The 14,142-nt window shown below is 65.5% G+C and carries 15 protein-coding genes; 8 read left to right on the top strand and 7 right to left on the bottom strand.

The window, feature by feature from the left end; genetic code table 11:
• Positions 1 to 394 precede the first annotated feature (394 nt).
• From OG716_RS04005 to OG716_RS03985, 5 genes are all read right to left on the bottom strand, one after another.
• Positions 395 to 928, bottom strand: a complete 534-nt coding sequence (locus OG716_RS04005) for a hypothetical protein (RefSeq protein WP_405136332.1) — start codon at positions 926 to 928, stop codon at positions 395 to 397.
• A gap of 299 nt (positions 929 to 1,227) precedes the next feature.
• A complete protein-coding gene (locus OG716_RS04000; RefSeq protein ID WP_405136331.1) occupies positions 1,228 to 1,704 on the bottom strand; it encodes an SRPBCC domain-containing protein in 477 nt (158 codons plus the stop codon).
• A gap of 116 nt (positions 1,705 to 1,820) precedes the next feature.
• Positions 1,821 to 2,594, bottom strand: coding sequence for a hypothetical protein (locus tag OG716_RS03995; RefSeq protein WP_405136330.1), 774 nt, complete (start codon positions 2,592 to 2,594; stop codon positions 1,821 to 1,823).
• Entirely contained in the window at positions 2,591 to 3,880 is a 1,290-nt protein-coding gene (locus tag OG716_RS03990) for a hypothetical protein (RefSeq protein ID WP_405136329.1), read from the bottom strand. The genes OG716_RS03995 and OG716_RS03990 overlap by 4 nt, the downstream gene beginning before the upstream one ends.
• A 42-nt stretch (positions 3,881 to 3,922) precedes the next feature.
• Complete coding sequence (locus tag OG716_RS03985; protein WP_405136328.1) at positions 3,923 to 5,806, bottom strand: hypothetical protein; 1,884 nt, start codon at positions 5,804 to 5,806, stop codon at positions 3,923 to 3,925.
• 75 nt (positions 5,807 to 5,881) lie between these two features.
• Between OG716_RS03985 and OG716_RS03980 the strand changes: the two genes are divergently transcribed.
• The gene (locus OG716_RS03980) at positions 5,882 to 6,496 is read left to right on the top strand and encodes a TetR/AcrR family transcriptional regulator (RefSeq protein WP_405136327.1); all 615 of its coding nucleotides are present in this window, start codon (positions 5,882 to 5,884) and stop codon (positions 6,494 to 6,496) included.
• A gap of 186 nt (positions 6,497 to 6,682) precedes the next feature.
• Here OG716_RS03980 and OG716_RS03975 read toward each other — a convergent pair whose 3' ends face one another.
• Positions 6,683 to 7,384 carry an alpha/beta fold hydrolase gene (locus OG716_RS03975; protein WP_405136326.1) on the bottom strand — a complete coding sequence of 234 codons (702 nt, stop codon included), beginning with the start codon at positions 7,382 to 7,384 and terminating at the stop codon, positions 6,683 to 6,685.
• A gap of 242 nt (positions 7,385 to 7,626) precedes the next feature.
• Between OG716_RS03975 and OG716_RS03970 the strand changes: the two genes are divergently transcribed.
• A complete protein-coding gene (locus OG716_RS03970) occupies positions 7,627 to 7,848 on the top strand; it encodes a hypothetical protein (protein WP_405136325.1) in 222 nt (73 codons plus the stop codon).
• 330 nt (positions 7,849 to 8,178) lie between these two features.
• Here OG716_RS03970 and OG716_RS03965 read toward each other — a convergent pair whose 3' ends face one another.
• Positions 8,179 to 8,805 (bottom strand): helix-turn-helix domain-containing protein, encoded by a 627-nt coding sequence (locus OG716_RS03965; RefSeq protein ID WP_405136324.1) that lies wholly within the window; start codon positions 8,803 to 8,805, stop codon positions 8,179 to 8,181.
• A 110-nt stretch (positions 8,806 to 8,915) separates the two neighbouring features.
• On the opposite strand from OG716_RS03965, the gene OG716_RS03960 reads away from it, so the two are divergent.
• The 6 genes from OG716_RS03960 to OG716_RS03935 all read left to right on the top strand — a co-directional run bounded on the left by OG716_RS03960 (position 8,916) and on the right by OG716_RS03935 (position 14,104).
• Positions 8,916 to 10,283: an ABC1 kinase family protein gene (locus OG716_RS03960; protein ID WP_405136323.1), complete on the top strand. Its 1,368-nt coding sequence runs from the start codon at positions 8,916 to 8,918 to the stop codon at positions 10,281 to 10,283.
• Positions 10,284 to 10,450: 167 nt separating this feature from the next.
• The gene (locus OG716_RS03955) at positions 10,451 to 11,233 is read left to right on the top strand and encodes a nuclear transport factor 2 family protein (RefSeq protein ID WP_405136322.1); all 783 of its coding nucleotides are present in this window, start codon (positions 10,451 to 10,453) and stop codon (positions 11,231 to 11,233) included.
• Positions 11,230 to 12,708: a cytochrome P450 gene (locus tag OG716_RS03950; RefSeq protein WP_405136321.1), complete on the top strand. Its 1,479-nt coding sequence runs from the start codon at positions 11,230 to 11,232 to the stop codon at positions 12,706 to 12,708. Before OG716_RS03955 ends, OG716_RS03950 begins: the two co-directional genes overlap by 4 nt.
• Positions 12,705 to 12,929: a ferredoxin gene (locus OG716_RS03945; RefSeq protein WP_405136320.1), complete on the top strand. Its 225-nt coding sequence runs from the start codon at positions 12,705 to 12,707 to the stop codon at positions 12,927 to 12,929. The genes OG716_RS03950 and OG716_RS03945 overlap by 4 nt, the downstream gene beginning before the upstream one ends.
• A gap of 150 nt (positions 12,930 to 13,079) precedes the next feature.
• Positions 13,080 to 13,772, top strand: coding sequence for a hypothetical protein (locus OG716_RS03940; RefSeq protein WP_405136319.1), 693 nt, complete (start codon positions 13,080 to 13,082; stop codon positions 13,770 to 13,772).
• 101 nt (positions 13,773 to 13,873) lie between these two features.
• Complete coding sequence (locus OG716_RS03935; RefSeq protein WP_405136318.1) at positions 13,874 to 14,104, top strand: ferredoxin; 231 nt, start codon at positions 13,874 to 13,876, stop codon at positions 14,102 to 14,104.
• Positions 14,105 to 14,142 lie beyond the last annotated feature (38 nt).

Raw genomic sequence — 14,142 nt, 5'->3', positions numbered from 1 at the left:
ACCACCCCGAAAGTTGGGGGCGGGCAGCGAACCTACGTGCCGGGAGGTGTTCCACGAGTACCCACCCACGCATGACGCGTCCGTGTCGACACGAGCGGACACCGGCCTCACCGGCTGGAAATCGACAACAACATTGAATCCGATACCTTTCGCAATCGACGTCAGGCCCCAGCGCACACCGCGCCGGGGCCTGACGTCGTGACATCACACCGAGGTGCCGGGCCCGCCTCACCGGCAAAATATGCCGCCCCAGTGCGATCTTTGACCGCTCAGGCCGATTCTCCAGCCAACCCCATGTGGCCCACAGCCATTCGACCAGTTGCCGAAGGTGATCTCGGTCGTAGCCTTCCCGAGAAGCCAAGTGGCCGAACTCAACAGCGCGGGTCGCGGCAGATCAGTGCGTTCGGGCGTTGCCGAGATCTGCCAGAGTCAGGGCCGCAATGGGAGTGACCCCGGCCGGGCGCAGTGTGTCGGAAAGGGTTGGATTCCAGCTCAATCCCACTGCCGCGTGAGTAACCAGTGCATTGTTGCTGCGCAGGGTGGAGGTGGCAGGAATGAGGGTGCTGCCGCCACGAACGGCATCTTTGATCAGGACGCAGTTCCGTCCGTCTACCGAGGTTCCGGCAATGGTCGAGGTGATACCGGCTCGCGGCGAACGCCGCAACAGCGCCCAAGGCAGGCCGGTGTGCAGTGAGACCGCGGTGGCCAGCGGAACGCCGCCGAGTTCCATGCCGACGAGAACTTCGGTGTCGGAAGGTAGCGCGTCGGCGACGAGGGTTGCCAGATCGCGCAGCAATCGCGGATCGGCCTGCAACCGGAACTTATCGACGTTCGACTCGCTGCCGTTCATCCCGGCAGGCAGGTTGAGATCGCGGACCACTCGAGATGCCAGGTCTTGACGCAGGTTGCTGATCTTGTCGGCACTCACATCGCGACGGTAGCGCACAACGGCCGACGTGGCCGTGAGATGTTTTGCAGCACAACACACCAAACTCGGCAATATGGTGTATGCGGCCGACGCCAGATCAGCTCGGCCCGTTGACCTTCGCCCCGCCCGAGGTGGCCGGTTCGGTCAGCGCGCCACACGGCAGAATAGTAGGTTCGTCAGGACGAATACCTGGTAGGCGGCCGGGACCACTCGAGTGCTCGCCGAAAGTGCAGCTGTCGCAGGCCAGCGGCCGCGGCTGATGAACTCGCGGCTCACCGGCCCGGCGGGCCGACCGCCGGTCACCACGGATCGGGCAGGCCCTCGCCCGTGGTGATCAGGCTGTGCAGGCTGCCGTTGATGTAGTGCAGCCATGCCGCGGAGCACGCACCGTAGCATTCGACGTCCGGTACCAAGCCGACGTGGGTGAATCGCAGCTCAGCGCCGTCGGCCGCGGGCGCGATGTCGAACACGATTTCGCTGCCGGTCCACTCACCCGGCTCCGAAACGAACTCCAGATGGCTGTCGGTGACCCGCCAAACCACCCTGCGACCCGGCTCGAGCTCGACGACGCACTGGCGGCTGTAGTGCTGAGGGGGATGCCGGTAGGTGAACTCGGCGTCCAGCGCGTCGGCACGCCCCTCGACCTGGCCGGTCCACCAGGCGCCGACATCCAGAATGGCGGCGAAGACCTCCCCCGGCGCTTGCTCGACCGTGTATGACGTCGAGTAGCCACGCCCGGTGTGCACCGTGCTTGTCGCGCCCGATTCCTGCTTCATATCAATGTCCAATCTCGCAACCTTAGGTTGCACAAGAGTAGGTCACCGCCAGCAATCGCGCAACCATAGGTTGCGTTATGGGCGGACTCAGCACGCCTCGTCTCGGATGCACTGGCCTATCGCCGCAGCCGCTCGTCCGGTGCCAGGTGAGTGATGGCCAGATCGCGCAACGCGATACCGGGCTCGCTCGCACAGGTCGGGCGCAGTGCCTTCAGCAGTTCCACGGCGGTCAGATGTTCTGCCGGGTGGATGCCCGCGGTCGGATGGAAATCGACTGTGGCCGTGCTGGTTCCGGCGGCGGCCGTGGTGACCAGACGGTAGCGCAAGGGGACCGTGCCGACACCTGGGTTGCGGATCGACCGATAGCTGATCCGGTCGCCCCGGGTATATACCGCACCGGACTCTTCGCTGACGGCGCCCGTGGCTTCGGCCCGCATGCCCGTGCGGGCAGCCTCCTCCAGAACACGAAGGCCGGCGAAATAGTAACCGGGTAGCGCGGCGGCGGGCACGGTGTTCCACGGGTATATGCCGTCGTCGGGCAGGTCGATTTCCTCGATCAGTTCGATACGGGTGATGTCGGGTGTCACCACGGCGAGCGATCGGGTGATCCGGGCCGCCACCGCCGACTGAAAGCCGCCGGTGGCGCGCAGGGTGGATGATCCGGTGTAGCAGGCGGTCCGAATCTCATCCAGCGGCAGAGCCTCGAGCGGGAGCGCGGTGACTACGTTGCGGCCGGCAGCGAGCTGGTCGGTGATCATACCGATGTCGGCGGTCAGGTGGACCACCACGGCAGCCGAGGAGGGTTGCGCGACAACGATATCCGGATGTGTGGCGATGCGGGTGGCCAGCGGGCCGGTGCCGAGCACCGCGATCGGGAGGAAAGAGCTCATCGCGTCTCCAGCGTGAATCGGGTGCCCAGATCGGGTGTGGCGACCCCGGGGGGCGCCGCGCACAGCGCCGGGATGACATCGAGTATGGCCTTGACCGAGATATCGGTGACCGCCGACCAGTCGCCGTCGTACGACTCGTCGTCCAATTCGTTGCGCATCTCGATCCGGGACGGGCTGCCGTCCAGCGTGATCACGTGCCCGCCGGCCGTGCTGCGCGGATGGTCCGGGCCCAGATGCGCGTTACCCGCGCCGACGTGCCAGCACTCGGAGTTGGTCATGAACAGCCGCTCGCCGATATAGCCGCGATAGCTCATATGTATCGCGCCGACCGATCCCGGCTCGATCACTGTGCCACCCGCCTGCACCCGGGTCCGCGCCGGCACCGGATACACCTGCCGCTCCACCCGGACCTGCGCGGCGTCGGCGCCGAACAGGACGTGTGCGACGTTGGCGAGCACGGCGTCGAAATAGAAATGCTGCATGAGCGCGATGACGTGGTCGGAGTCGACCGCGCCGAGCGGCATGCCGAAACCGAGGTTGGCCAACCCACCCCACATTCCGTCCGGCGCCGCCGACAGGTCACCGACCTCCAGGAACTTCACCTCACGCACCTCGTCCAGCAGCCCGGCCACGCGTAACAGCAGTTGCTCCACCATGATCCCCGGATGCAGGCCCGTGCCGTGCAGCGATACCCCACCGTGCAGGCACGCCGCCTGCAATCGTGCGCCCGACGCGCGGCGTGGGATCGCCCGATCCACCACCGGTCCTGCCAGCCGCTCCAGTACCCGGCGCGCCGGGCGTGCCGGGGTCGAATCGACCACGCGCATCAGTGTTTTCAGTGCCGGCAGCGCCCCGGGCAGTTGCGGCCCGAAAGCACTGCCGGTCACCCGCATCCGCGCCACCGTGCGCAGCACCTCCAGCGGCGACCGCGATTCCGACAGCCAGGTCGGCATCGCGGGGTTGTGGTACGCCGCCGCGGACACCACGTTCTTACCGGACTCCAGCAGATCCAAGACATCGGCGTCCGCGCCCTGTACCAGCGCGGGCGTGGTAGGCGTGTGCACCACGCAATCCGCTTTCAGCGCAAGGATTTCCGCCTTCGACGTGGTCGCCGTGACCCCGCACGGCGGCAGTCCCACCAGCTCACCGACATCTCTGCCGTGCTTGTGCGGACTGAACACCTTCACCCCGACCACCTCGAAGTCCGGTGACCGCAGCGCCGTGCGTAACGCCCGCCCACCCATGTCGCCGGGTCCCCAGATGATGAGCCGATACGGATCGGTCACAACTGACTCCTTATTGTCATGGTGGCTCGGTGGCCACGAAACCTAATGTCCATTGCCGCCGACGTCGCCGAGTCGATCGTCGAGCCGGTAGGCGGGCGCCGGATCGTCGATGAGAATGCCCGGCGCTGCTGCTCGCACCGCGGATGCCGCGTCGCGCAACAGTTTTGATGGATCGATCGGTCCGTCGATCTCCCACCGGGCCACGAGATCGCAGGGGGCGCCGGTTACTCGCAGCGCGTAGTCGATCGGCCCGGTCCCGTCGCGATGAGTGATCGTGACGAAGCGGTGATCGCCGCGGTAGCCGTGGTGAACACCGGGTTCGCGCTCGATCCGCACGTCACGATCGCCGAAACGGGTTCGGGCGATGTTGGCGATGGTCCAGGCGTGCGACGGATCGCTGCCGGGTCCGGTGATGGTGAGATCGATGTGCTCGACCTCGAGCATGCCTTGGATCATGGTCATGACGATGCGTTCGATCATGAAGGCGTCCGTGCTTCCCGTGTATACCGTCGCGCCGGCGGTCCGGCATGCCTCAGCAACGGCCGACTCGGGTAGTTCAGCGGTGGTGAGGACGTTGTTCCCCGCCTCGAGCAGGGCGATGACATCCTCGGCCGGACCGGCGATCACGGCGTCGGTGGTAACGAATGCCGAGCTCAGCGAAATAGGTTCGGCCACAAGGTATTTCGGGGTGGAGTCGTCGATGATGATCCCGGGCTCGCCGGTGCAGACCCCGGGGATCGCATCGAGCAGCATCCGTGCCGAGGCGGCGGTGATCGGGTTGGCCGAGGACTCGGGGTCCCCGTCATAGGACAGTTGACCGCGGATCGTCGCCGGTGCGCCGGTGATCTCGAAGCTGTAGCCACCCGGGTCGGGCAGCTCGTCGAACGGAATATCGGCGCCGTGGAATCTGTGCTCGAGGCCGAGAAACCAGCACTCCTCATTGGTGAAGAAGTGGTGTCCGTCGCTGCGATATCCACGATGGGACATGTGCATGACCGCCGCGGTGCCCTTGCGGATCGTGGTCGAGCCCACCCGGAAGTCGTGCTTGGCGGGAATCGCACGCAGGGTCCGCTCGATACGGACCGCGTCCGAACCCGTGCCGAAGAGCGCGTGCCCGACATTGCCGGTGAGGTCGCCGTAGTAGAAATCGCCGGCCTTGGCGAGCAGGAATTCATTGTCGATTTCGGTGATCTCGCGGCCGAAGCCCAGGACGTCGAGCCCACCCCACATGCCGTCGGGTGCGTAGCTGAAGTCGAGTGCTTCGACGAAGCGCACATGTGAGACCGAGTCGAGCGCGGCACACATTCGCATCATCAGGCGCTCGACCATGAATGTCGGATGCACACCGGCGCCGTGCAGGGAGGTGTTGCCGCGCCGACACGCTCGCAGTAGCCGTTCGGGTGTGGCGCGGGCGGGAACCCGCTTGTCGGCCACCGAGGCAAAGAGTGGGTTGGTCAACCAATCCAGCGCCGGTACAGCGGTCAGGGCCCTCACCAGCGCGAATTGCCGTTGCTCGGAGGCGTTTCGCGCTGCGCCGAGCCGGGAGATCACGCGCATCCGTTCGGTCGGAGTGCGTGCGCTGTTGTACCAGTTCGGCAGTGAGACATTGTGATACGCGGCGGTGGTGACAACGCTCTTGCCGGACTCCAGTAGGTCGATCACGTCGTCGTCGAGGCCCTCGAGGGCTGCGGTGAATTGCGGGGTGACGATCACGCAGTCGGCATCGAGGGCGAGAATCTCCTGCTTGGAGGTGGTGGCGGTGACGCCGATCGGGCCGATCCCGACGAGTTCACCGGCGTCGCGCCCGTGCTTGTGCGGGCTGTACACCTTCACCCCGACGACCTCGAAATCCGGGCTCGCGTGTGCGGCGCGCAGTGTCGCCCCGCCCACCTCGCCGGGCCCCCAGACGACTACTCGAAAGACCATTGTGACGCTCCTTAACTTACGTTGCGTAAGTTAAGCTACACACAGTAAGTTTCTCGGACAAGGAGGTGTTTTCCGGTGGTGCAGACGCGAATGTCCGGGCCGCAACGGCGGGACCACATACTCGATGTGTGTCGATCCGTCGTCGATGCCGAGGGCTTCCATGCCGTCAATGTCGACCGCATCGCAAAGCAGTGCGGTATCACCCGGCCGGTCGTCTATCAGCAGTTCGGCGGACTGGGGGGCATGCTCATCGCGCTCGTCGATCGTGAAATCCTGCGCGCGGGAATGGGTTTCCTGCAGGCGACGGACGAAGCTCGAACCGACGACGCTGTCACCCCGCGTGACCTCGTCGCCCGTCTGCTGATCGCGGTCGATGAGAATCCCGCGACGTGGCGAATGTTCATGCTGCCGTCCGAGGGCGGCCCACCCGAACTCTACGAGCGGCTTGCCCAAGCCCAAGCGGCCGTCCGCTGGTATGTGTCGTCGACGCTCCTGGGTCGCGCGGCACTCCCGGATCGGGATGTCACGGTGCGGATCCTGCACGCGGCCTGCGATGAGATCGTCCGGCTGCGACTGCGCGATCCGGCGGTCTTCACCATTGATCGCCTACTCGCGCAGGTGGATTGGATAGCAGCACTCGTGGCGGCCGCAGCCACCGGCGAACTAGCGCACCGGAGCGCCGACACGTGAAGAGTCGGCAAGCCACTACTCGCACTTGGCATTTCAGCCAGTGGCGGGCCCATCAGCAAAGGTGTTACGTGGCTGACGCAGTCCGGCTTGACCGAGTCGACGAGCTCTCGGCCTTCTGGGGCCAGATCATGGTCGAGCTGCCCGCGAACTCCGGAGACGACTGTTTCGTGTCGTTGGCATGATCGGTCAGGACAGGACATCATCGAGCATGCGGACGACACCCACGGGGTCCTGCATGTGCAGGTCGTGCACCGCTCCGGGCTTGACCCGCACATCCCAGCCACCGCCGCGGAGCCGTTCGGCCAGTTCGGCGCTCACGAACCGGCTGGGGTCGGCCAGCACGATGGTCGCTGGTACCGGCGGGGACAGCGGCACGATCCCACGGGTCAGGGCCAGCTGGGGCAGCATCCGGTGATCCCACAGCACCCAGTTCGCGCGGACCCGGCGCGGCATGTCGGGAGCCACGCCTGCGGGCAGAATTCTGCGAATCACCCACACCGGCAGCAGTTTCTGTACTTGCGCGACATAGCCGAGCGCCAGCCGCTGCCATTGCTTCGCCTCCAAGGGTGGATCGAGCATGATCAGATGCCCGGGCCGTAGCGCGTCCGCCGCGAATCCGGCGCTGATCGCACCGAGCGATTGCCCGATCAGCAGATCCAGCTCGACCGGCAAGGTCTCGACGAGATCGTCGACGAAGTCCTGCAGGGCGTAACTGTCCGCACGGGGGCTGGCGCCGTGGCCGCGCAGATCGACCAGCAGCACCGTGAGGTCGTATTCGTCGACGAGGATGCGGGCGAACTCTCGCCAGATGTCCCTCGAGGCCGACGCGCCGTGCACGAGAGCCGCGGTCCGGGAACCGGATCCCATCGCCTCGATCGCCAGTTTCATGGTCTACCTCCAAAAGGCCTGCGCGACTACAATACATGCAGATGTGCATGCAACATGGCATCAATCTGCCGGAACATGCCAGCATAATCCTTGTTCAGCTCTAGTTTCCAAGAGATACAGACAGAACGGTAACTGAAGGATCTACAGATGATAGGGGCGGTATTTTGCCCATGTAGGAGTTCGAGGGCAAGTGAGTCACAGGTCGACCCCCAACCGCCCTTACCGAGGCAGGCACCGCCGTTTTGGCTCAGGCCCATACGCTCCTCGACGATCTGGACCGCGAGAACCTGGCCGACCTCACCGAAACTCAGGCCGCCACGGTCCTGACCGGCGGCAGATACAGCACCGACAAACCCGGCTACGACGAAATGCTCACCACCGCAAAGCGATTCACCGACCGGGTATGGGCGATCGAAGGATGCAACGGTATCGGTTTCCCCGTCGTGGATCAGCCGGTGCGCTAGGTGCCGGGGCGCTGCCGCCGGTTGTGCGCGAGATCTTCGATATCCCGTGGACCCGAACGAATCAGCTCGCTTTCGACGCGTTCCGCACCACCGTAGCCCGCACCTGGCCCGCGGTGCCTATCCCCTGCGTGTCATGCCCCGCGCCCGCGCCGCCTATCGCCGTGATGGGCGCATGGGCCTTGCCGAGGCCCCCGCCGCCGCCTGAACCCGCCGATTGCGTGCCGGCACAACGTCATACCGCGCCTCGGCGGGCGCGGTCTCGAACCATGGTGAGCAACTTCTCTCAGGAGTAACCAACCCTGACAGCAGCACGCCCCGAACGGTTTTCGCCTACTCCGGCCCTGGACCGGCCGAGGCCTCGATGATCGCCGGGAAGTAGGTTCGGGCGAACCACCGGGCGTGGTCGTCGGTGTCGATGGGGAGGGCATCGGTGGGAACCATCAGCAGGGATGCGGTGACTCGCACGAGCATTTCCGCGGCGCGCAGCGCGCCGTCGAGGGGCAGAGAATCGCCGGCGATGGTCATGGCGATGGCGGCTCGTATCGGCTCCATCGGGGCGGCGCTGTCGGTGAAAAACGAGGTGAGCGTGTCGGGTTCGAACTGTTGCAGGGCGATCACCAGCGGGTGGCGGCGGGATTCGCGTACCCCCAGGACAAAGGCTTCGGCGGCGCGGTCCGCCGGGGCCGTCTTGGTGAGGACCCCGCCGCTGATGGCGACGAAGAACGACACCACCTCGCGCACCACGACCTGGCGCACGATTTCGTCCTTATCGCCCAGTCGCCGGTAGACGGTCGGGCGGGACACCGCGGCGCGGCGGGCTATATCGCCGACGGAGGTGCGCCGGAAGCCGTGTTCGATGAATTCGGCGCGGGCGGCGTCGAGCAGTCGGCCGTGTTCGGCATCGGTGGCGAGCCCCGCCCCGAACAGCTGCTCGATATCGATGCCCGCATGCGTCATGCAGCGAGAATAACGTCTGATAGGCCCCCGGCGGTTGCCGATATCGGCGGACACTTAGAGATTTTTGTCTCAACGCCTGCACCGGAAGGGTCGCCGGGTACCCTCGGGCCATGGCGAGGATGGCTCGGTCGCGCGCGGGGCGCGCCGCACAGTTGGGCGGGCTGGCGGGCACGCAGGCCGCCCGGTTCGCCGCGCAGAAGACCGGCGATCTCGTTCGCTCCGATGCCCGCGCCGAGGCCGCCGCACGGGCTCGCCGCACGCTCTTGACGCAACAGCTGGTGGCCACGCTGGGCACCATGCGCGGGGTGGCGATGAAGCTCGGCCAAATCCTCTCGCTGGTGGATATCGGCATTGTCGGCCCCGAGAATCGTGCGGTGTTCCAGACCGCGCTGGCGACCCTGCAGGACAACGCGCCCCGGGTGCCGTGGACCGAGATGCGCGGCCATCTCGAAGGCGAATTGGGCGGCCCCCTCGATGAGGTCTTCGCCGAATTCGAACCGGAGCCGGTGGCCGCCGCCTCGATCGGCCAGGTGTATCGGGCGCGGCTCGGCGACGGCCGGCAGGTGGCGGTCAAGATCCAGTACCCGGGCATCGAAGCTGCCGTGCTGGCCGATCTGAAGAATCTGCGCACCCTGCTGACCGTGTATCGGTTCGTCCATCCGGCTCTGGACACCTCGGCGCTGGCCGACGAGTTCGAGGAGCGGATGCACGAGGAACTGGACTACCGGATCGAGGCGCGCCACACCGGACTGCTGGCGGGAGCCCACTGCGGCCACCCCTTCATCCGAATCCCGGACGTCGTCGAATCACTTTCGGGCAGAAGGGTTCTGGTCACCGAGTGGATCGACGGCCGTCCGCTGCGCGATATCTACACCGGGCCACAGAAGGAACGTAATCGGGTGGCGGAGATCGTGTTCCGCTTCTATGCGGGCACCCCATATCGACTGCACCATTACAGCGGCGATCCACATCCGGGCAATCTGCTGCTGCTCGACGACGGCGCCGTCGGCTTCCTGGATTTCGGCCTGTGTAAGACGATCGACGCCCGCACAGCGGAAACCGAACTGGCGGTCCTGCGCGCCGGAATCGACGGCGATGCCGCGCTCGTGCTGGAGCTGATGGAATCGCGCGGCTTCGCCCGCGGTTCGAAGATGTCCGAGCAGGCGGCGTACGACACCTTCCTGCGCGTGTTCGGCTGGTATCTCCGCGACCGCGAGGCGGATATCAGCCCGGAGAACGTGAAGGATCTGGTGGCCCTGCTGAGCCGCTCCGGCGACTCGGCCGGGGTTTCGGTGCGCCCCTTCAACCTTCCGGCCGATCACGTCCTGCGCGGCCGTGCCGAAGTGCAGCTGCTGGCCATTCTCGCCCAGCTGGAACCGCGGATGAACCTGCACACGATCGCCCGCGAGTGGATCTTCGATGCCCCGCCGGTGACCGAACTCGGCCGCGCACAGCGCGAATGGGAGCTCCGCCGCTGACGCTCCGGTCACCGGCGCGGGCGAAACCTGATCACTGAAATGTCCGCATCATTTTTGAACCCAAACCCCCACGTCCTGGACCGAACGAGCGGGTCACTCAGTTTTGCCATCTTGACCACAGTGTTACAGAGCCATAGTTTTGTATCACTGTTACAGGAAGGTTCATCATGAAGACACTGCACAACCTCGGCCCCTCGCCCGAGCACGAGCAATACCGGGCGCTGCTGCCGCAGTTCTGGGAGCGGGTCGACGAGCAGGAACGGCAGCTGGTCGCACTGGGGTTGCCGATGACCGGACTGGCCCGGTTCGGCCGGGACTGGTTCAACGGGTGGGCCACCCAGAGCGTGTCCGCGCTGGCCGACTGCATGGCCGAGGAGTGCGATTTCATCGACAGCACCACCTTCCAGAACATTCGCATCGGCAAGCAGGAGACCCTAGCCAACTGCGCCGCCTGCTTCGAGGCGTTCCCGGATATGGCGTTCTATCCCCAGGATGACAGCCTGCGTTCGCTGCCCTACACCGATTTCTCACACGGCCGGTTGCGCATGGTGATTCCGTGGCGCGGCATCGCCCGCTGGACCGGCCCACAGCGGCTGCCCGGCACCGATATCGTGCTGCCGCCGACGGGCCGCTGCCTCAACTTCATCGGCGTGGACCGGTACGTGCTGACCGACGACTTCAAGATCAGTCATATCGATACCGACTGGGACATGATGTTCATGGGAATCCAGCTCTCCCCCATCAATATTCGCTCCCCGCGCCTCGGCACGATGAAGGCCGCCTCGCTCGCCGCCCGCGCGGTGATGCCACTGCTGCGGCTCATCGGAAGCGGCGGCACCGAGGAGCATCGCCGGTTCGATCTCCCCATCCCGGGCATCGCGCTGCTCGAGCAGGGCTCAGCGGGCGCTCCCCGCACCGGCGCCGTTACCCGGAACGGGGTGTCGGCATGACCTCGGCACCGGGCGACTCCGGCGATAAGCGTCGCGGCGAAGTCCTGCAATTTCCGGGAGTGCATGTCAGCTCGGCCGCCAGGCCCAGAACCAAGCGCAATCTGAGCACCCTGGGTCGTTCCCTGGATCCGGCGCTGCCGGGTCCGACCGGACTGCCGGGCCTCGGGGTGCTGCGTGAATTCCGCAGGGACCCTTTCGAATCCGTGCGCGGCTGGGCACGCGAATACGGCGATGTCTTCCATGTGCCGCTTCCGCTCTGGAATCTGGTCATGGTCAACCATCCGGATCTGGTCAACCAGGTCATGAACGACCGCGACGGTCACTTCAGCATGGTCGGCCCGCTGGAGAAGCCGCTCGCCTCGACCATCGGATCGATGCTGCCGATCATGGAGGGTGAGCGATTCCGCAAGCGCCGCCGCATGCTGACGCCGATGTTCGGCCGCAAGCATCTGGCGCGCATCGCCGACACCATCGTCGACGAGTTCACCTGCCGCATCGAACGCTGGGATCACTACGCCGACACCGGGCAGGTGGTGGATCTGCAGCACGAGATCGCCCAGGTGACATTGCCCGCCTTTCTGCGCGCGATGTATTCCACGCACCTGTCCGATGCCGAACTCGCGCAGATCGATGTGGATATGCGACTGCTCATGCGCACGGTCGCCGCGGGTGTGCTGCTCGCGAATCCGCCCAGCCCACTGCCGATTCCGGGCACGGAGAACCTTCCGATGGCCGTCTATCGGCTGGTCCGGCTGGTGAACAGGCTGGTCGCGGAGCGGTCCTCGACACCGACCGACGACGTCGACCTGCTCGGCCTGCTACAGGCCAGTCGCTACGACGACGGCACCGGTTTGAACAGTCGTGATCTGCGGGTCGAACTGATCGGGCTCATGGGCGGCGGCTACGAGACCGTGGTGGCCTCGCTCTCCCACACCCTGGCGCACCTGTGCACGAATCCCGAACCGGCACAACGCCTCTACGCGGAGGTCGACGCACTCGGCAATGCTGTCCCGACGCTCGACGATCTGAGCCGGCTCACCTGGGCCAAGGCCTGCTTCGACGAGGGCCAGCGCCTGCAGGGCCATCCGATGAATCCGCGACTTGCCATGCGCGACAGCGAAATTGCCGGATTCCACATCCCGCGCGGCACTCTCGTCGGCGTCCCCGTCTACACCCTGCAGCGCGATGAACGCTGGTGGGTCGATCCGGACCGCTACGACCCCACCCGCTTCACCGATCCCTCGCACCCGCCCCGCCCGAATTCGGCCTTCATCCCGTTCGGCGCGGGCCCGCACCACTGCATCGGATCGGGCATGGCCTACATGAACGCACAATTCCTGTTGGCCTTGATCTTCCAGCGTTACCGCCTGAACACCCCGGCTGACTGGAAGCCGAAGCACGCCTCCACCTTTTCCATCACCCTCGAGGGCGGCCTGCCGGTCACCATCAGACGAATTGACAAGGGGCGCAAGTGACAACGACCCGGGTCGAGATCGATCAATCCGTCTGCCAGTCGGCGCGATACTGCCTCAGAACCGCACCGGGGATCTTCGCCCTCGGCCCCGACGACATCGCCGGGGTCAAGGATGCCGACGGCGGGATCACCGCCGGACCGGTCGATGTGCTCCCGGATCAGGCGAGCCTGGTGGATACCGCGGCCTGGGAATGCCCCGCCGCCGCAATCCTCACCCATTGAACAAAGCGAGAAGCTATGCCTCACCCTGCTCTCACCAGCATATTTCTGCCGCCACCGGTGGAAGCCGTCGCCCAATACCCGCATCTACCACTGATTCTCGCGCTTGCCTTCGCTGTGGTGGGCCTCATCGCCGGGGGTGTCTACACTTGGATGACCAAGAGCCCCTTGTTCATTGCGACCGCAGTGGCCGGCTTCACGCTGTATCCCTTCCTGGTCGAACCCAGCGGTGATCACTTCGTCGCAGTCTGGTATCCGGCCAACTTCGACATCGCCACAACGGTTTTCGACAGACCCATCCCCTGGTTCGTGGCCCTGTTCTACGGTGCCGGAATACCGCTTGCCAGCGTCGCGGCCTACGAGGTGGCCAAACGCGGTCTCCCCGCCCGCTATCTGCTCTGGTTCGTCGCCGCAGTCACGGTACTCGAGATTCCGGTCGAAATGCTCGCCTCCCACCTGCACTGGATGAACTACTACGGCAATCACGCCACCGTCCTGGGTGAGCCGATCTACTGTTTCGCGCAGAACGGCGGCATGTTCGCCGTCGTCGCCTTGGTGCTCGCATGGCTCATCCCCCGTATTCACGGTTGGCGCTGGGTCCTGGTGCCCTTCGCGACGGCCGCCGTCCTTCCGGTCTACGCGCTCGTCGCCACCTTCCCCTCCTATATCGCCATTGCGTCCGGGGCCGGCCCCGCCGTCAGCTGGTCGATGGCAGCCCTGTCCACCGTTCTCAATGCGGCCGTGGTCGTCGCGTGCGTCTACTCACCGACCCTGCAACGACTGCGCACGCCAGCTTCCAGTGACATCCCGAGCACCGCACCGATGACGCCTGTTCGAAACGGCTGATCAGCACACCGGAACTCCATGGTTGACCTTTCGCTCCAAAATTGACAACATCTGATGTCATTATCGCGTTTCGGCGATGGTGACATGTGGAGGAGCGCGAGATGGCCGAGGACATCGTTGTCGAGGTCGACCAGGAGCTGTGTCTGGGGTCCGGGTTCTGCGCGAGGATGGCGCCGGAGGTTTTCGAGCTTCCTGATGACGTTGTTGAACTGCGTAATCACGCTCGCGGTACGACCGGTCCGGTGGGAGTTCCGGATCGGTTCGCCGCGGCCGTGCGCTCTGCCGAGCTGGGTTGCCCGGCGGCGGCGATCGCGGTGCATGCACCTCAGTAGGTCGCGGTAATAGACAACTTTCGTTGTAAATATTCAGA

Source organism: Nocardia sp. NBC_01388 (assembly GCF_045040085.1).
In the GTDB taxonomy this organism is placed as follows: Bacteria; Actinomycetota; Actinomycetes; order Mycobacteriales; family Mycobacteriaceae; genus Nocardia.
This window is presented reverse-complemented; position numbering and strand designations above follow the sequence as displayed.

What these genes read in the sequence shown, in the direction of transcription:
- OG716_RS04000 (WP_405136331.1), bottom strand. Translation starts at nt 1,704, where the DNA reads ATGAAGCAGGAATCGGGCGCGACAAGCACGGTGCACACCGGGCGTGGC.
- OG716_RS03995 (WP_405136330.1), bottom strand. Translation starts at nt 2,594, where the DNA reads ATGAGCTCTTTCCTCCCGATCGCGGTGCTCGGCACCGGCCCGCTGGCC.
- OG716_RS03985 (WP_405136328.1), bottom strand. Translation starts at nt 5,806, where the DNA reads ATGGTCTTTCGAGTAGTCGTCTGGGGGCCCGGCGAGGTGGGCGGGGCG.
- OG716_RS03975 (WP_405136326.1), bottom strand. Translation starts at nt 7,384, where the DNA reads ATGAAACTGGCGATCGAGGCGATGGGATCCGGTTCCCGGACCGCGGCT.
- OG716_RS03965 (WP_405136324.1), bottom strand. Translation starts at nt 8,805, where the DNA reads ATGACGCATGCGGGCATCGATATCGAGCAGCTGTTCGGGGCGGGGCTC.
- OG716_RS03960 (WP_405136323.1), top strand. Translation starts at nt 8,916, where the DNA reads ATGGCGAGGATGGCTCGGTCGCGCGCGGGGCGCGCCGCACAGTTGGGC.
- OG716_RS03955 (WP_405136322.1), top strand. Translation starts at nt 10,451, where the DNA reads ATGAAGACACTGCACAACCTCGGCCCCTCGCCCGAGCACGAGCAATAC.
- OG716_RS03950 (WP_405136321.1), top strand. Translation starts at nt 11,230, where the DNA reads ATGACCTCGGCACCGGGCGACTCCGGCGATAAGCGTCGCGGCGAAGTC.
- OG716_RS03940 (WP_405136319.1), top strand. Translation starts at nt 13,080, where the DNA reads ATGACCAAGAGCCCCTTGTTCATTGCGACCGCAGTGGCCGGCTTCACG.
- OG716_RS03935 (WP_405136318.1), top strand. Translation starts at nt 13,874, where the DNA reads ATGGCCGAGGACATCGTTGTCGAGGTCGACCAGGAGCTGTGTCTGGGG.